At 64.4% G+C, this 17238-nt stretch carries 17 protein-coding genes and 2 pseudogenes; 7 read left to right on the top strand and 12 right to left on the bottom strand.

Translation table 11 applies throughout. From position 1 onward, the window contains the following. Positions 1–3: 3 nt before the first annotated feature. Together ONR75_RS32815 and ONR75_RS16180 are read right to left on the bottom strand one after the other, a co-directional pair. Positions 4–1199, bottom strand: a pseudogene (locus ONR75_RS32815) (CaiB/BaiF CoA transferase family protein). 65 nt (positions 1200–1264) lie between these two features. Further along, the gene (locus ONR75_RS16180) at positions 1265–2125 is read right to left on the bottom strand and encodes an IclR family transcriptional regulator (protein ID WP_265083481.1); all 861 of its coding nucleotides are present in this window, start codon (positions 2123–2125) and stop codon (positions 1265–1267) included. A gap of 348 nt (positions 2126–2473) precedes the next feature. Here ONR75_RS16180 and ONR75_RS16175 point away from each other — a divergent pair. Further along, a pseudogene (locus ONR75_RS16175) lies at positions 2474–2883 on the top strand (flagellar basal body rod protein FlgC). A gap of 67 nt (positions 2884–2950) precedes the next feature. On the opposite strand, the gene ONR75_RS16170 reads toward ONR75_RS16175, so the two are convergent. The 7 genes from ONR75_RS16170 to ONR75_RS16140 form a co-directional block, all read right to left on the bottom strand. Beyond that, positions 2951–3556, bottom strand: a complete 606-nt coding sequence (locus ONR75_RS16170) for a class I SAM-dependent DNA methyltransferase (RefSeq protein ID WP_265083480.1) — start codon at positions 3554–3556, stop codon at positions 2951–2953. Between the two features lie 93 nt (positions 3557–3649). Beyond that, complete coding sequence (locus ONR75_RS16165) at positions 3650–3952, bottom strand: antibiotic biosynthesis monooxygenase family protein (RefSeq protein ID WP_265083479.1); 303 nt, start codon at positions 3950–3952, stop codon at positions 3650–3652. A gap of 119 nt (positions 3953–4071) precedes the next feature. After that, a complete protein-coding gene (locus tag ONR75_RS16160; RefSeq protein WP_265083478.1) occupies positions 4072–4311 on the bottom strand; it encodes a hypothetical protein in 240 nt (79 codons plus the stop codon). A gap of 56 nt (positions 4312–4367) precedes the next feature. Next, the gene (locus ONR75_RS16155; protein WP_265083477.1) at positions 4368–5612 is read right to left on the bottom strand and encodes a sensor domain-containing diguanylate cyclase; all 1245 of its coding nucleotides are present in this window, start codon (positions 5610–5612) and stop codon (positions 4368–4370) included. A gap of 209 nt (positions 5613–5821) precedes the next feature. After that, complete coding sequence (gene rpsI / locus ONR75_RS16150; RefSeq protein ID WP_265083476.1) at positions 5822–6298, bottom strand: 30S ribosomal protein S9; 477 nt, start codon at positions 6296–6298, stop codon at positions 5822–5824. Continuing rightward, positions 6298–6762 carry a 50S ribosomal protein L13 gene (gene rplM / locus ONR75_RS16145; protein WP_265083475.1) on the bottom strand — a complete coding sequence of 155 codons (465 nt, stop codon included), beginning with the start codon at positions 6760–6762 and terminating at the stop codon, positions 6298–6300. The genes rpsI and rplM overlap by 1 nt, the downstream gene beginning before the upstream one ends. A gap of 149 nt (positions 6763–6911) precedes the next feature. Next, complete coding sequence (locus tag ONR75_RS16140) at positions 6912–7343, bottom strand: PaaI family thioesterase (protein WP_265083474.1); 432 nt, start codon at positions 7341–7343, stop codon at positions 6912–6914. A 75-nt stretch (positions 7344–7418) separates the two neighbouring features. On the opposite strand from ONR75_RS16140, the gene ONR75_RS16135 reads away from it, so the two are divergent. The 3 genes from ONR75_RS16135 to ONR75_RS16125 all read left to right on the top strand — a co-directional run bounded on the left by ONR75_RS16135 (position 7419) and on the right by ONR75_RS16125 (position 10328). Continuing rightward, a complete protein-coding gene (locus ONR75_RS16135; RefSeq protein WP_265083473.1) occupies positions 7419–8240 on the top strand; it encodes an enoyl-CoA hydratase in 822 nt (273 codons plus the stop codon). 74 nt (positions 8241–8314) lie between these two features. Beyond that, positions 8315–8899, top strand: a complete 585-nt coding sequence (locus ONR75_RS16130; RefSeq protein WP_265083472.1) for a CoA-binding protein — start codon at positions 8315–8317, stop codon at positions 8897–8899. Between the two features lie 148 nt (positions 8900–9047). Beyond that, positions 9048–10328, top strand: a complete 1281-nt coding sequence (locus ONR75_RS16125; protein ID WP_265083471.1) for an O-acetylhomoserine aminocarboxypropyltransferase — start codon at positions 9048–9050, stop codon at positions 10326–10328. Between the two features lie 163 nt (positions 10329–10491). On the opposite strand, the gene ONR75_RS16120 is transcribed toward ONR75_RS16125, so the two are convergent. Next, positions 10492–11571 (bottom strand): COX15/CtaA family protein, encoded by a 1080-nt coding sequence (locus ONR75_RS16120; protein ID WP_265083470.1) that lies wholly within the window; start codon positions 11569–11571, stop codon positions 10492–10494. A 117-nt stretch (positions 11572–11688) separates the two neighbouring features. Here ONR75_RS16120 and ONR75_RS16115 point away from each other — a divergent pair, with 117 nt between their 5' ends. Continuing rightward, positions 11689–11895: a DUF2842 domain-containing protein gene (locus ONR75_RS16115; protein ID WP_265083469.1), complete on the top strand. Its 207-nt coding sequence runs from the start codon at positions 11689–11691 to the stop codon at positions 11893–11895. 6 nt (positions 11896–11901) lie between these two features. On the opposite strand, the gene ONR75_RS16110 is transcribed toward ONR75_RS16115, so the two are convergent. Then, positions 11902–12933, bottom strand: a complete 1032-nt coding sequence (locus ONR75_RS16110; protein WP_413776482.1) for a polysaccharide deacetylase family protein — start codon at positions 12931–12933, stop codon at positions 11902–11904. Between the two features lie 128 nt (positions 12934–13061). Between ONR75_RS16110 and ONR75_RS16105 the strand changes: the two genes are divergently transcribed. Continuing rightward, positions 13062–14252 carry a GNAT family N-acetyltransferase gene (locus ONR75_RS16105; RefSeq protein ID WP_265083467.1) on the top strand — a complete coding sequence of 397 codons (1191 nt, stop codon included), beginning with the start codon at positions 13062–13064 and terminating at the stop codon, positions 14250–14252. Between the two features lie 31 nt (positions 14253–14283). On the opposite strand, the gene ONR75_RS16100 is transcribed toward ONR75_RS16105, so the two are convergent. Beyond that, on the bottom strand, positions 14284–16449 hold the full coding sequence (locus tag ONR75_RS16100) for a GumC family protein (RefSeq protein WP_265083466.1): 2166 nt from the start codon (positions 16447–16449) through the stop codon (positions 14284–14286). A gap of 179 nt (positions 16450–16628) precedes the next feature. Here ONR75_RS16100 and ONR75_RS16095 point away from each other — a divergent pair, with 179 nt between their 5' ends. Next, positions 16629–17237 carry a polysaccharide biosynthesis/export family protein gene (locus tag ONR75_RS16095; protein ID WP_265083465.1) on the top strand — a complete coding sequence of 203 codons (609 nt, stop codon included), beginning with the start codon at positions 16629–16631 and terminating at the stop codon, positions 17235–17237. The last annotated feature ends 1 nt before the right edge of the window (position 17238 follow it).

The raw sequence follows: 17238 nt of genomic DNA, 5'->3' as shown, positions 1-17238 counted from the left end.
GAACTAGATGATGTTCTTGGTTGCGAGCCGTTCGGTCTCCTGTTCCGACAGGCCGAGCCAGTCCCGGTAAACTTCGTGGTTGTCCTGACCCAGATCACCGGCGGCGTGGCGCGATTGCGCGGGATCGACGGTGAATCGGGGAACGACATTCGCCATTGCGACCGAGCCGAAATCGCGATCGGGAACACGGGTGATCATGCCGCGTGCCATCGCCTGCGGGTCCGTCGCGATCTGGTCGATCGAATAGATCGGCGCGACCGTCCCTTGCGCGGCAACGAACTCGGCGAGCGCCTCGTCGAGGGTGTGATCGGCACACCATGCCGAGAAGATCCCGTTGAGTTCTGCTGCGTGCATTACCCGCAGATCGTTGCGCGAGAACCGCGCATCGGCGATCAGGTCGGGCCTTCCGATGGCCCGGCAATTCGCCGCATAGAGCGCGTTGGTCGCCCCCGCCATGGTGACCCAGCGATCGTCGCTGCTGCGGAACACGGCTGCCGGTGCGGAATAGCCGTTGGCGTTGCCGATGCGGCGACGGACAAAGCCGAGCTGGTCGAATTCGATCGGAAGCACATCGAGCAGGCGAAATACGGCCTCGGTCAGCGACAGATCGATCTCTTCGCCGGGTGCCTCGGGATCGCGCGCGCTTCCAAAGGGCGGCGAGCACCCCGACCGCGCCGAACAGACCGCCGATCGAGATCGCCGATCGGATAGCCGGGATGAGTGGGTTCGCCCTCGGCGTCGCCCGTCAGGTAAGTGAGCCCGCCCATCGCTTCGAAGATCCGCGCGAAGCCCGGTCTGCTGTTGTAAGGACCGTCCTGCCCGAACGCCGTGGCGCGCAGGATCACCAGCCGGGGCCGGATCGACCACAACACCTCCTTCGACAGCCCCCAGCGATCCAGCGTACCGGGACGGAAGTTCTCGATGAGCACGTCGAAGCGCGGAAGGATCCGCTTGAACAGCGCAAGTCCCTCAGGCGTGCGAAGATCGAGCGTGGCGAACTTCTTGTTGCGGTTCGCCGCCTTCCACCACAGCGGCTTGCCATCCTTGAGCGGCGGAAACGACCGCAGCCCGTCGCCCTGCCCGGGCATCTCGATCTTGAGCACCTCGGCCCCGTAGTCGGCCAGCAGCGTCGCCGCGAGCGGCGCCGCGATGATGGTCGCGATGTCGAGCACCTTCAATCCGTCCAGCGGCCCGCCCATTTCGTTTCCCCGTTCGTCGCGGCGTCCTTCTTTGGCGAAGGATCTTGCCGTCGTTCTGTCTTGCGCTAGCTGTGCGCGATCATCGGCCCAACCTCATTGACCAGCGCGCGGATGCTATCGGCGAGTGCCTTGATCCGCGGGCCGATTTCAGACTCCAGTTGCCCCGACTGCAATCGAAACGCAGGGATGCCGCAGTTGATCGCGAAGGATTGCTTCAGGGCCGGTACGTGAAACAACGGAGCAGCGACTGCATGAATGGACGCCATGTATTCGCCATAGCAGGTGCAGAATCCTCGCTCGGCACACTGCTCGACGCCAGCGTGGTACTTGTCGCGATAGGCCGACCACAGGTCCGGGTTGTCAGCTTTCAGGCACTGTTCGAGGAGCGCAAATTCGACGGCCGGTAACGCCGCCGATGACGCCCGCCCCATGGCTGTCAGAATGACGGGAATTGGCATGCCGATATCGGGGACGTGCGTTCCAACGTCTCCAGATCTCGCCGTCTCGACATAGATCGCTGACGCGCCATCGAGTAAGCCGATTGAAACCGTGCCGCGAACGCTCTGGGCGAGTTCCTGCATCAGCGGTCGCGCAGCCTGGCGAAACTCCATGCCGGCAAGAAGCGGATGAGCCATCCGGAGCGCCCGGGCGCCCAGCCGGTACTTGGAGAGCTTCCAGTCGTAGCGGAGGTAGCCAAGCTCGGCGAGCGTATGCGTCAACCTCGCAACCGTCGGCCGCGAAATCCCGGTTCGCGCGGCAAGGTCAGCGTTGCCGCGCAACGCGCCTCCGACATCGAACGCTTCGAGCACCACAAGACCTCTGCCCAGCGTCGTCGCGAATGCGGCGTCGCCAGCATGGTCTGCAAGCACTTTCTCTGCGGAGGGAGAACGGAGAAAGCCGGCATCTGGTCGTGCGATCGTGGTCATAACCAAAATATGATCCAACTTCGCCGTGACTGTCTACATAACAACCGAATATGCCAATTCTTGTCCATTATGTTGACAAAGGCTGATGCCTCGGGCGCCTTCTGCTCGTCGCTTCTCCTGCGCAGCCGGCCTGCGCTGCGTTCATCAGGGCTTGTTGGATTTCCGCGGGCCGAACCGCTGCACTGGGTGAAGCCCGGCTGCGGCAGAGACGGGAGCAGTCAGAGGGACATCAACCGATTGGTAAACGACCCGTTACCCGCACCGCCGGAATCCCGCTACCGGCATTGAAGCTTGCTTAGAACGCCGCGGCTTAAGTGATCGCCAGACCTTTTGTGCGGCGAGCCCTTGATGAGCAGCATCTCCACCATTGCCCAGTCGGGCATGAACGCGGCGACCCGCCGCCTCGAGGTCTCCGCCTCGAACGTCGCCAATGTCGCGAGCACCGGCGCCCTTCCCGATGCCATCGGCACGGTGCCGGCGGGAGCAGCACGCGCCTATGCGCCGCTGGTCGTAGTACAATCCGCCAGCGCCGGCGGCGGCACCGCCACGAGCGTCACGACGGCCAAGCCGTCCACGACTGCGGTCTCCGACCCGCAAGCCCCTTCGCCAACGCAAGCGGCCTCGTGGCCGCGCCCAATGTTGACCTCTCCCAGGAGTTGGTCAGCCAGATGATCGCCAGCTACAGTTTTGCCGCCAACGCCAAGCTGATGAAGTCGGACGATCGCATGACCAAGGCGCTGCTCGACATCATGGCGTGAGGTCGCGCGCGGCGCGATCGGCGCCCGGCACAACACCCGCGAAACTGCAGCCAGCAGGCATTGGCGGTCATGGCGCCCGTGCCAACCAGAAAATACGGCCGCCGGTGGCGAAGTCGTTGACCGAATGCTCGATCAGCGTAAAGCCGACCTCGCTCAACAATGCTTCGTATTCTTCCGCGTCGAGACTTGCGTGGTACAGCGGATCGTTTCGATAGTCGCCCACGACCTCGCCGTGACCCGGACCGGCATTGAACATCAGCACGGCGGAGGGCGCCGCATGCGCGGCAAATATGCCAAACATCCTGCGCTGGTCCGCGTGGCGAAGGTGGAAGAAACTATCCCAGGCCAGTATGCCGTCGAATTTTCGTCCGAGGGACACAGACCGCATATCGTGCAGGATCCACGCGTGGTCCGGCATGCGGGTTCGGGCCAGCGAGATGAGCGTCGGCGAACTGTCCACGCCCGTGATGCGAAGGCCCTGCCCCGCCATGTGAAGCGCAACCGGCGAACCGCCGCCACAGCCGAGGTCCAGAATCATCGCCTGCGGCGGCAGGAAACCGAGGAAGCGCTCGATGAAAGGTCGATCGCTCCAGACCGCAAAACGCCGGTCGGCATCCCATGACAAGGCATGGCGCTCGTAGTGATCGACAATCTGGCTTGCGGCATCCTCCACGAGACATCCGATCAACGCTGGACCATCAAATGATGCAACCGCCAGGGAATCTCCGGGCGTCTGCCTGGGCCGTTCGTCTCAAACCGAAGACGCCTAGCCCGCCGACGTCAACACCGTCTCGGTGTGCTCGACCTCGGGCGCCGCGGCAAAATACGGACCGACCAGCGCGCGCCACTCGGCGAAGGCCGGCGAACCGCGGAAATCGACGGTGTGGTTCTCGAGGGTTTCCCACTTCGCCAGCAGCCGGTAGCGCGACGGCTTCTCGATCGACTTGTGCAGTTCGATGCCCTTGCCGCCCTTGGCGGCCAGGAACAGCGGCTGCGCTTTGGCGACGGCAGCTTCAAAATCCTGTTCGGAACCCGGCTTGACGTCGATCAGGGCGATTTCGGTGATCATGGCTGGCGCGATCCTTCGTTGCGGTCGCCGTCTTTAGCGCAATCCGCCGCCCTGGTGAAGCGCGGCCACGAGAACAGGGACGCCTGAGGCGCCGGGACGGAGGTCCAGCGCCGCCACCGTCAGGCCAGCAGCAGGACAACCCCGGCGATCGTTACGGCACAGCCGACGAATGCCAGCATCGGCCAGCGGCGCGGCGGCGGCGCACCATAGCGGCCCTGCGCGCGTCGCTCGCTGATCAATGCGCGCTCGTATTCCTCGGATGTGGAGAACATGCAGGCAAAGCCGCTGCGCGCGGAAACCACAGCGGCTTCAAGAGACGTCAGGGTGGAATTCTGGGAAGGGTCGCGCGCTGTGATCATAAGCAGACAATAAGATTCGAATGGTAAAGAGAATCTTATCCCGCACGCGATTCCTCTCAGGCGCGGCTCGCGCTGACGCTGACATGCGGCCCCACGACGGCCGCCGGCGCAGCGGTCGCGCGTCCGGCAATATTGCGCCGCCCCTGCTCCAACGACAGCGGCTGCTCCTCCGCGGCCTGGACCCGATTCCGGCCGGCGCGCTTGGCCTGGTACAGCGCGGTATCGGCGGCGGCCAGCAGCACGTCCAGCTCGGTGCCGCTCGGACCGCCGGCGACGCCGATGCTGACGGTGGTATCGACTGGCGCGTTGTCGACCGCGATGCCGGAGGTGGCAAAGGCCTCACGGACACGTTCGGCGGCCAGCAGCGCCTCTTCGAGCGAACATGGCAGCAATGCCGCGAATTCCTCGCCACCGATGCGGCCGGACAGGTCGCTGATGCGCAACGTATGGGTGACGACCGCCGCGAACAGCTTGAGGATTTCGTCGCCGGCGGGATGACCGAAGCGGTCGTTGATCGACTTGAAGTGGTCGATGTCGAAGATCATCGCGGTCACTGGACGCCCGGCCTTGGCTTCGCGCTCGATCATGCGCGAGGTGGCCTCGGCGAAGCCGCGGCGGTTGAACATGCCGGTCAGCGGATCGCAGGACGCCGCCGTCTTGTGCGCGCTCACCGCGCGCTCCGACACCAGCATGAAGATCACGAACACCGTGCCCACGGCATAGAGCACCAGTTCAACTGCGAAGGCGGTCGCCCAGATGCTGGACGTGAAGCTGCCGCTATCGTGATAAAGGAGATCGCCGAGCAAGATCGGCAGCATCAGCACGACGCCGTGAAGCAGCGGCACGATGATGGTCGGCCAGCGCTTCTGCAGCGATTTGCGCCGTTCCGACCACAATTCGCTCGCCGTCAGCATCGCGTAGACCGCGACGATACCGGCGCCGATGGTCATGCGCAGCGCGGCGGACTCAGGCGGCAGGCTGGCGATCACGGCCAGCCAGGCCATCGCGCCGAGAAACAGCCCGCCCAGGCTCGGCTGGCGGCCGTGGAACACCCGCGCTGCGTTCCACACCATGGCGCAGGCCACGAAGCCCACCGAAATGAACGCCAGCGAGACGAACTCGCCGAAAAGCACGCCTGCAACCGTCCACAGCGCGACCGAGATTGCGCCCAGCAAATAGGCGTGTCCCCACCAGTTCAGCGCCTTCATTTTCTCCTGCCGTCCGAAGAACAGCAGCATCGCACCCAGCATCGCGGCAACCATGGTTGCAACCAGATAGAGCGTGGATGGATCGAGCGACATGGCGGCCACCGGCAATTGTTTTAACATTCCGAGGAGTTAGAATCGGAAGGGCTCTCGCCACGGAGACGCTACGATGCCCGAATTGGCAATCCGTTTGCGCGCGAGCAAAACTTTTCACGAAAATCAGGATCAATTCGTCTGCAATTTGAATGCAAAAAGGGCGCCCCGAAAGGCGCCCTTTGAATTCGCAGACAGTTTGAACGAAGCCGTTAGCGCTTCGAGAACTGGAACGACTTGCGCGCCTTGGCACGGCCGTACTTCTTGCGTTCGACGACACGCGAGTCGCGGGTCAGGAAGCCGCCCTTCTTGAGCACGCCGCGCAGATCCGGCTCGAAGCAGGTCAGCGCCTTGGAGATGCCGTGACGCACAGCACCAGCCTGGCCCGACAGACCGCCACCGGCAACGGTGCAGATCACGTCGTACTGGCCGGCGCGGGCTGCGGCGACCAGCGGCTGCTGGATCAGCATGCGCAGCACAGGACGGGCGAAGTACACTTCGACTTCGCGGGCGTTGACCAGGATCTTGCCGGCGCCCGGCTTGATCCAGACACGGGCAACCGCGTCCTTGCGCTTGCCGGTTGCGTAGGCACGGCCCTGCTTATCGACCTTCTTGACGTAGGTCGGAGCATCCGGCGCTTGCACCTTCAGCGACGACAGCTGGTCGAGAGACTGCATGGTATCCGACATTATGCGGCCCTCTTGTTCTTGCGGTTCATCGCGCCGACGTCGAGCACTTCGGGCTGCTGGGCTTCGTGCGGGTGCTCTGCACCGGGATAGACGCGCAGGTTGCCGAACTGAACGCGACCGAGCGGGCCGCGCGGGATCATGCGCTCGACGGCCTTCTCGACAACGCGCTCCGGGAAACGACCTTCGAGGATCGACTTCGCGGTACGTTCCTTGATGCCACCGATGAACCCGGTGTGATGATAATAGACCTTCTGATCGCGCTTGCGGCCGGTGAGAACCACCTTGGCTGCATTGACGATGATGACATGGTCGCCGCAATCAACATGCGGGGTATAGATCGGGAGATGCTTGCCGCGCAGGCGCATCGCGACCAGCGTAGCGAGCCGGCCGACCACGAGACCAGTGGCGTCAATGACGATCCACTTCTTCGTGATCTCGGCGGGCTTTGCCGAAAACGTCTTCATGTGAAAATCCGTAAAATGGGGACATCGGCGCGATCCGCCGAACTGCTGCGGTTTCTAAATAGACAGGGCGCGCCCGTCAATGCCGAAATGCGCATTTTTATGCAGCAAAATCATAAGGTTATAAATACGGTTCTATATTACCTCTGAATTCAGCCAGCATTTGGAATGGAATAGGTCGAGGTGACGTGGGCGATCGGGTCGGGCGACGTGCCCGACAAGAGGGTCACTTCGCCCACCGCGAGGCGTTTGCCGAGCTTCAGCAACCTGGCCGCCGCCAGCACATCCTGGGCCGGCTGCCCCTTGCGCAGGAAATTGATGTTGAAGCTGGTGGTGACGGCAAGGCCCACCGGGCCGATCGCCGACAGCAGGACCACGTACATGGCGTAATCGGCCAGCGCCATCAGGGTTGGGCCGGATACCGTGCCGCCGGGCCGCAGCATCCGTTCGTTGTAGGTCTGGCGCAGCAGCGAGGTGGTGCCGTCGGCGCTCTCGATGGCGATGTCGCCGCTGCTGAACGCCTGCGGAAACTCCCGATGGAGAAACGCCTCCAGATCCGCCACGCTCATTTTAGCATTCGTCATGTTCCCGCCCTGCTCTCGCCTGTTGCGCCCTGTTACATTATGATGACGGTCCTGCCCAGCCGATGGAAAACCGACATGGTCCAGCCTCTTCGCGCGGTGACACCGCAACCGCCTCTGCTGCTGCGCGAGGCGCACGGCGCCATTGCCGTGCTCACGCTGAATCGACCGGCGGCGCGCAACAGCCTGTCGGAGGAATTGATCGGCGAGTTGCACGCCGCGCTCGATGACATCGCCGGCGACGCCACGGCCCGCGCCGTGGTCATCGCCGCCAACGGGAGCGTCTTCTCGGCCGGCCACGACCTCAAGCAGCTCACCGCGCATCGCACCGATGCCGACCGCGGCCGCGCCTATTTTGCGCACATGATGTCGATCTGCAGCGCAATGATGCAGGCCGTGGTGCGGCTGCCGAAGCCGGTGATCGCCGCCGTGCAGGGCGTGGCCACCGCCGCCGGCTGCCAGCTGGTGGCGAGCTGCGATCTCGCGGTGGCGTCCGAACAGGCGACCTTCGCCACCCCCGGCGTCGACATCGGCCTGTTCTGTTCGACGCCGATGGTGGCGCTGTCGCGCAACGTTCCGCGAAAACAGGCGATGGAGATGCTGCTCACCGGCGAGCCGATCGGTGCCGGGCGCGCCCGCGAGATCGGCCTGATCAACCGGGTGGTCGCAGCCGGCACCGAGCGCGACGCCGCGATTGCCCTGGCGCAGCAGGTCGCGCGCAAATCGGCGCATACCATCAAGCTCGGCAAGGAAGCCTTCTATCGCCAGGCCGAGATGGGGCTTGCCGACGCCTATCGCTTTGCCTCCGAGGTGATGACGGAAAACATGATGGCCGCCGACGCCGAGGAAGGCATCGGTGCCTTCATCGAAAAACGCCCGCCAACGTGGCAGGATAAGTAACGACGCTCCGGCGCCAACGAAAACGTGGATGGCCGGGAAAAGCCCGGCCATGACAGAACAATAAAAGCAGTGCCATGAACCACGATGCCTACAATGACGATTATATCCGTGAGATCCTCAACGGCGTGAAGACCATCGCCATGGTCGGGGCCTCGCCGCAAAATGTCCGGCCGAGCTATTTTGCGTTCAAGTATCTGGCCGAGCGCGGCTACGACATGATTCCGGTCAATCCCGGCCAGGTCGGCAAAAATCTGGTGGGGAAACCGTTCGTGGCCTCGTTGCGCGATATCGACCGCCCCATCGACATGGTCGATATCTTCCGCAACGCCGACCACGTGATGCCCGTGCTCGACGAAGTGCTGGCGCTCAGCCCGCTGCCCAATGTGCTGTGGCTGCAACTCGGCGTGCGCAATGACGCCGCCGCAGCGAAGGCCGAGGCCGCCGGCATGAAGGTGGTGATGAATCGCTGCCCGAAGATCGAATACGGCCGGCTGTCGTCGGAAATTTCCTGGATGGGTGTCAATTCGCGCACGCTGAGTTCGAAGCGCGCGCCGATTCCGACCCAGGGCATGCGGCTGTCGCTGAATCGCGGCAGCATCGGCGGTGGCGGCACCAATGCGGCCGACCGCGCCGCCAAAAACAAGAATGACATCGTCTGATCGCAGGATACGACAGTTCCGTTTTGCGGTTATGACGCTGTGCAGCACATGCATTGCGAAGTCGCGGCAAAATGCCTGATCGCCTTGACGCCGGGCGCCGGCGCCATCAGCATGCCGCCAACTATTCGAACCTTCACAGGGAGTGACTATGAACGATCGCATTCCGGGCTTCGCCACCCTCGCCGTCCACGCCGGCGCGCAGCCGGACCCGACCACCGGCGCGCGGGCCACGCCGATCTACCAGACCACGTCCTTCGTGTTCAACGACTCGGATCACGCCGCCTCGCTGTTCGGGCTGCAGGCGTTCGGCAACATCTATACCCGCATCACCAACCCGACCACGGCGGTGCTCGAAGAGCGCGTCGCGGCGCTGGAGGGCGGCACCGCCGCGCTGGCGACCGCATCGGGCCACGCCGCGCAGGTGGTGGTGTTTCAGCAGCTGCTGATGCCCGGCGACGAATTCATCGCATCGCGAAAACTCTATGGCGGCTCGATCAACCAGTTCAGCCATGCCTTCAAGAGCTTCGGCTGGAACGTGGTGTGGGCCGACAGCGACGACATCGCGTCGTTCGAGCGTGCGGTGACACCACAGACCAAGGCGATCTTCATCGAATCCATCGCCAATCCCGGCGGCAGCATCACCGACATCGAGGCGATCGCTGCGGTGGCGCGCAAGGCCGGCGTGCCGCTGATCGTCGACAACACCCTGGCGACGCCCTACCTGATCCGCCCGATCGACCATGGCGCCGACATCGTCGTGCATTCGCTGACCAAATTTCTCGGCGGCCACGGCAACTCGCTGGGCGGCATCATCGTCGACGCCGGCACCTTCGACTGGTCGAAGGACAACAAGTACCCGATGCTGAGCGAGCCGCGGCCGGAATATCACGGCATCAAGCTGCAGGAGACGTTCGGCAATTTCGCCTTCGCCATCGCCTGCCGGGTGCTCGGCCTGCGCGATCTCGGCCCGGCGCTGTCGCCGTTCAATGCGTTCATGATCCTGACCGGCATCGAGACCCTGCCGCTGCGCATGCAGCGCCATTGCGAGAATGCCAAGGCGGTCGCGGAATTCCTTGCGAGCCATCCGGCGGTGGCCGCAGTGAACTATTCCGGCCTGCCGAACAGCCCCTATTACAACCTCGCCCGCAAATACGCCCCCAAGGGTGCCGGCGCGGTGTTCACCTTCAGCCTCAAGGGCGGCTACGAGGCCGGCGTCAGCCTGGTATCGAACCTGAAACTGTTCTCGCATCTGGCCAATGTCGGCGACACCCGCTCACTGGTGATCCACCCGGCCTCGACCACCCACAGCCAGCTCGACGATGACGCCAAGACCCGCTCGGGCGCCGCGCCCGACGTGGTCCGGCTGTCGATCGGCATCGAGGACAAGGAAGATCTGATCGCGGATCTCGAACAGGCGCTTAGCGCCTAGATAGACACGCAACTTGTCGTCCCCCGCGAAAGCGGGGACCCAGTAAACGCAGCTGCCCGCGATCATCACGGACGTCAGTGATGACTGGATCGCCCGGCCAGGCGCGCAATAGCGCGCCTGGCCGGGCGACGACAGCCGAGCCTGGGGAGCGCGATCACAGCTATTAATTCTGTTCCGCCAGCCGCAATCCCTGCGGCAGCCGCCGCGGCTGTGCCATCCGCGCCACCTGGAATACCGCCAGCGTCAGCACCACGATCGCCACTGCCTGATGCGACAGCGCCAGATCGATGGGCACCTGGTGCAGCAGCGTCAGGATACCGAGCACAGCCTGCACGGCGATCGCAGCCGCCAGCCACAGTGCGCCGTTGACGACGGCCGCGCCGGCCCGCGAGCGGATCGCGTCGACCGCGTGCAGCACGGCGACGGTCAGCAGCAGATAGGCAGTCATGCGGTGCTCGAACTGCACCGTCAGCGTGTTGTCGAACAGGTTGCGCCACCACGGCTGTTCGAAGAACAGACGTTGCGCCGAGGGTATCAACGCGCCGTCGATCTCCGGCCAGGTGTTGAACACCCGCCCTGCCCGTAGCCCCGCCACCAGCGCGCCGAAATAGAGCTGCAGGAATGTCAGCCCGAGCAGCACCACGCTCGTGGTTTTCAGCCGCGATATCACCTGAAGCGGCGCATGCGCGGTGAGCCGGCGCAATGTCCATACGATGGCGGCGAAGATCACCAGCGCCAGCACCAGATGGGTGGCGAGCCGATATTGCGAGACCTCGACGCGCTGCGTCAGGCCCGACGCCACCATCCACCAACCGACGCCGCCCTGCAGGGCGCCGAGACCGAAGATGATCCACAGCCGCTTCTTCAGCTCGGCGGTCAGCATGCCACGCCACAGAAACCACAGGAACGGCAGCAGATAGACCATCCCGATCACCCTGCCGAGCAGGCGATGGCTCCACTCCCACCAGAAGATGGTCTTGAATTCATCGAGGCTCATGCCGGCGTTGAGTTCGCGGTATTGCGGGATCTTCTGATAGGCCGCGAACGCCGCGTTCCAGGCCTCCGCGGTCAACGGCGGCAGCGCCCCGGTCACCGGCTTCCACTCGACGATGGACAGACCGGATTCGGTCAGCCGCGTGGCGCCGCCCACCAGCACCATCAGCGCGATCAGCGCAGCAACGGCAATCAGCCACCACCGCACCGGCCGCAGCCGCTTGTCGTCTTGCAGGGAGAGTCCGGTCATGGGCGCCAACGTTGAAAGCACATCTTGAATGGATTTGCGGGCACCTTATAGTCCGCGGCTTCAGGCCCGCCAAGGCGCGCGCTGCCATTGCCCAGTTCCGGACCGCACATTTTCGTCATGACCATCCGCACCCGCAAATTCTTCGGAACCATCTTCTTGCTCGTGCTGGTGGTGGTCTGGTCGCTGCTCGGTATGACGGTGGCGCAGACGCCGTGGCTGGCTGCCTCCGGCCTGTACCAGGCGATCTTCTACGTGGTGGCGGGATTGGGCTGGGTCTTGCCGGCGATGCCGATCATCAGCTGGATGTCGCGGCCGGACGCCTGATCCGCCTCACCGTTCGGCAGGCCAAGCCATTCCCGACAACATCACCCGCAGCGCGCGCAGCGAGCGGCGGCGACCGTCCCAGGCCAGTCGCGGCAATGCGTGCAGATCGGATCGGCCATCCGGCAGCACCACGCCGGGCACCGACGTCACCGCACTCGCGAAGCCAGCCTGCTGCACCATCTTCACGTCGCGCGGACCGAAGGACCTGCTGTCGCCGAACGGGAAAGCGACATGCACGGGATCGCGGCCCAGCGCCGCCTGCACCACCGCCCGGCCCATGGTGATCTCCCGCAACGCCGCCGCATCCGGCAGGCTGCGGAGGACGGGATAGTTGACGGTAGCGCTGCCGATCGTCACCAGCGGATCGGCGGCGAGTTTTGCCACATCGTCCCAGGTCATCGCCGCCTCGCGCGACAAAGCCGCCAGATCGACCGAATAGCGCGCACACAGATCGTGGATCGCGCCGGACAGATGCTGCGGCGCCAGCGTCCGCATCCAGGATTCAAGGAATGCGAAGAGCTGATACTTTTCGGAAATGGTCGGGACGCTGAAATGCTGCTCGCCGTCCCCCATCATCAGGCTGATGCGATCGCGTCCGGCGACCACCGCCTCCAGCGCCAGCCACCACGCTTCGCCGACACCATCCGGAAACGCGGTGGGCAGATAGATCGTGAACGGCACCGCGTGGCGCGCCAGAACCGGATAAGCATGCGCGATGAGATCGCCATAGCCTCCGTCAAAGGTCAGGCAGACGAAACGGCGCGATGACCCAGGCTGCCCGGCGCGGCGGCACGCCTCGTCGATTCCCACGATGTCGAATTTCCAGCGCCGCAGCTTGCACAGCATCGCATCGAGGAATTCCGGCGTGATCTCGCGGGATTTCAGCGGCTGAAACCGGTCACGCCGCGCGGGCCGCACGCGCTGCAGTTTGAGAATGATGCCGGCACCGCCACGACGGCGCGGCATCAGCAGCGGCAGGCCGCTGAAATACGCCATTTCGAGCTTCAGGCTCGCCAGCATTCCGCCATCGTGCAACACGTCGGGCCCCCGGATGCGAACGTCGCCTTCCCTTGGAAACGCATTGTCATTACGCTTTGTTGAGATTTCTTTGCGAAGGTCGCCGGAAATCGAAAAATGTAAATAATCTCTCAAGAACGGGCCATGCGATGACTTTGGCTGCTGCGATCGAAAGCCCATCGGCCGAGCGGGCTGGCACGAGACTCAGCAGCATTGCGCGCGTCGATGTGCTGCGCGATTTTCGCGAAGCCGAATCGGTGTGGCGCAGCCTCGAACAATCGGGCCATTTCACCCCCTATCAGCGTTTCGATATCCTGGCTGCATGGCAGAACCATATCGGTGCGGCGGAGGGGCAGCAGCCCTTCATCGTCATCGCCTATGATGCCCGCGATCAACCGCTGCTGCTGCTGCCGCTGGTGACGCGGCAACAGGACCGCATCCGCATCGCGCAATTTCCCGGCGGCAAGCACATCACCTTCAACATGCCGCTGTGGCAGCGCGATTTTGCGGCCGGTGCCGGCCGAGACGACATCGACGCGTTGCTGGCTGGCATCGGCCGGCATGCCGGCAAGGTCGACGTGCTGGCGTTGGCGCGCCAGCCGAGACAGTGGGCCGGCGTCGCCAATCCGATGACGCTGCTGCCGTATCAGGCCTCGATCAACGAATGCCCGGTGCTGGACATGGTTTCCGGCGCCCCGCCGACGGATCACGTCAGCGCCTCGTTCCGCAAGCGCCTGAGGAGCAAGGAGAAGAAGCTCCAGGCCCTGCCCGGCTATCGCTACGGCATCGCCACCACCGACGCCGACATCACCCGCGTGCTCGACGCATTCTTCGCCACCAAGCCGCTGCGAATGGCCGAACAGAACCTGCCCAACGTCTTCGCCGAGCCCGGCGTCGAGGATTTCATCCGCAGCGCCTGCCTCACTCCACTTGCGGGCGGCGGCCACGCCATCGAGATTCACGCGCTGGAATGCGACGACGAGGTGATCGCGATGTTCGCCGGCGTCGCCGATGCCGGCCGCTTCTCGATGATGTTCAACACCTACACGCTATCCGGCAATGCGAAGTACAGTCCCGGCCTGATCCTGATGCGCAACATCATCGACTTCCACGCCGCACGCGGCGTCACGTCGCTGGATCTCGGCATCGGATCGGACGACTACAAGCGGCTGTTCTGCAAGGACGACGAGCCGATCTTCGACAGCTTCATCCCGATTACCGCCCGCGGCCGGCTTGCGGCCATCGGTCTGTCGTCGCTGGCCCGGGCGAAGCGTCTGGTCAAGCAGACGCCGGTGCTGATGCAGATGGCGAAGAAGCTGCGCGGCTTGCTGGCGCGCTGATAGCCGTCATCGCCTGAAATACGGCGGCCCGTCAGGCCGCCGCCACCCGCGGACCGGGCACGATCGGGTCGGGCGACGCCGACGGCTTGCTCAGCATCGTTACGTCCGAAAAGCCGACCGCCTTGAGCTGCTCGCTCATCAGGGCCCGCGCTTCGTTGCCCATGGATGGGTCGGACACCACGACAGCGCGCGCCTGGGTGGTGAGCAGGCCGGCCGGCAAATCGACCGCGGTGCCCGCATCGAGCAATACGTGATCGTAGACCCGCAGCAAGGCGTCGAGCGCCATCGTCAACCGCGGCGACTGCAGCAGCGAACGATCGGCGCCGGCGCGTCCGGCGCTGACCATGTGGACCGCCGACAGCTTGTCCTTGGTGATCACCTGGCCGAACGACGCCTCGCCCAGCATCAGTTCCGCCAGCCCCGGCGCCGCCGGGTCGTTGGACACGGCTTCCAGCGTCGGCGAGGTCGCCGAAAGATCGACCAGCACGACCCTCGCATGGCGCGACAGCAGACGCGCCAGCGTCAGTGCGGTCAGCGTGATGGTATCGTTCGGACCGGTGCCGAGGAACGTGACCTTGTGGGCTGCCGGGCCCGAGGCGCGCAGATCGTCGGCGAGGCGTTCGATCTCGCTGACCCCCACGGCGAGCTCCGGATGGGTTTCACGCACGGCGGGCGGCAGATCTGCGCGCACCGGAGTCTGGGGTGGCAGCGCCGGCTTCGGAGCGGTCAACCGCAACAATTCGGCGGTGGCGATGCCGCCGCTGGTCAGCAGCAGCGTCGCCAACGTCGCGATCAGCACGATCGGCAGCTTCTTCGGATAGGCCGGGGTGTTCGACACGATGGCGCGGGAAATGATCCGGCCGTCGGTCGGCGCGGCATCGATGTTTTCGCGTGTCGTCGCTTCGCGATACTTTGCCAGATAGGATTCGAGCAGGTCGCGCTGCGCCTTGGCTTCACGTTCCAGCGCGCGCAGCTGCACATCCTGGCCGTTGGACGACGTCGCCTGACGCTTCGACTGCTCGAGGCTGCTGGTCAGCCCTTCCACACGGCCGGCGGCAATGCGCGCGTCGCTCTCCAGCGAGCGCGAAATCTTCGCCGCCTCTTCGCGCAGCTGCCGGTCGAGATCGGCCAGCTGTGCCTTCAGCTCCCGAATCCGCGGATGCCGGTCGAGCAACGTCGAGGACTGCTCGGCAAGCTGCGCGCGGAGCGTCACGCGCTGTTCGGACAGCCGGCGGATCAGCTCGGAATTCAGCACCTCCGACGACTCGATCGGCCGGCCGCTGTTCAGCACCTCCTTGATCATCCGCGACTTCGACTCGGCATCGGACTTCAGCGCGCGGGCATTGTTGAGCTGGGTGTTGATCTCGCCCAGTTGCTGATTAGACAGCGAGGTATTGTTGGTGCCGATGAACAGGCTGGATTTGGAGCGGAATTCTTCGGCCCGCGCTTCCGCGTCTGCGACCTTCTTGCGCAGGCTGTCGATTTCACCGGACAGCCACTGCCCTGCGGACTTGGCCTGGTTTTGCCGCGCGCCCTGCTGCATGGCGAGGTAGCCGTCGGCGATCGAGTTGGCGACCCGGGCGGCGAGATCGGGATCGTAGGACTGGAATTCGATGACCATCACGCGCGACTTGTCGACCGCATAGGCAGTCAGCCGGTCGAAGTAAGCGTCGAGCACGCGTTCTTCGGGAGTGAGCGAGAACGGATCCCGTCCGATCCCGATCAGCGCCAGCATCGTCTTCAGCGGCGCGATGCCCTGCAACACCGGATCGAATTCCGGTCGTTCGGCAAGCTTGTTCTTCTTGATGATCTCGCGGGCCAGGTCGCGCGACAGCAGCAGCTGCACCTGGCTGGTCACCGCTTCGGCGTCGAGCGCAGTACGCTCCTCGTTACGTTCGCCATTCGGCCGCAGGAAAATGTTTTCGCGCCCGTCGATCAGGATGCGCGCTTCCGACTTGTAGCGTGGCGTAATCAGGTTGACCACGGCGATGGAGATAACGGCCGCCAGGACGGTGGGGACGATCACCCAGGCCTTCTTGCGTCGCAACGCCTGCCAGAGCACCCGCATATCGAGATCGCCTGATTGCGGCGGCGTCGCGGGAATACTCACTTGCGGAACCGGGGCCTGCCTTGCAACGGGCGACTCCACGGCCTTCGCGACAGCCCCCTTGCCTCCACGCCAGAATGGCAAACGCATCGCAGACTCCTACCGAACGCCATGTCACCTACTCGTAGGCCGATTAAATGCGATTAAGGTTGCCGGGCGGTTAATCCGCGACGGCTTCAGACGCGAACCTTACATACGCACCGCACTCACGCTTTGTTAACCATGAGGCCCCTTTAGTTGGCGGAAATATCTGACGTTGGATTCTCGCCATGCGACGCGCCCGCGCTTTCATGATCTCTGCGCTAGCCTTGCTGGCGCTGTCAGGCTGCATGGGCAGGTCCGGACCGGTGGCAATGGTCCAGCCACAGAGCGGTCTCGACGTCCTGGCCTACAGCGCGCCCGCGGTCTCCAGCTTTGACGCCAGCTACAAGCTCGACACCGGCGACCGGCTGCGTATCGTGGTCTACGGCCAGGAGGGTCTGACCAACACCTATGCCATCGACGCCAGCGGCGTCATCGCAATGCCGCTGATCGGTCCGGTCAAGGCACGCGGCAAGACCGCCGCCGGCCTCGCCACCGAGATCTCCGGCCGCTTGCGCAACGGCTTTATCCGCGAGCCGTCGGTGGCGGTGGAAATCGAGGCCTACCGGCCGTTCTTCATCCTCGGCGAGGTCGCGGCGCCCGGTCAGTATGCCTACGTGCCCAACATGACGGTGGAGAGCGCAGTGGCCATTGCTGGCGGCTTTTCGCCGCGCGCCAGGCGCGACGAGGTCACGCTCACCCACGCCACGATCGACGGTGCGCTGCGCAGCGTGGTGCCGCTCGGCACCCTACTCGATCCCGGCGATACCGTGCTGGTCGGCGAACGCTGGTTTTGAT

This window comes from Rhodopseudomonas sp. P2A-2r, from assembly GCF_026015985.1.
GTDB lineage: Bacteria > Pseudomonadota > Alphaproteobacteria > Rhizobiales > Xanthobacteraceae > Tardiphaga.
Note: the sequence above shows the minus strand (reverse complement) of the source record. Positions and strands in the feature narration are given on the sequence as shown.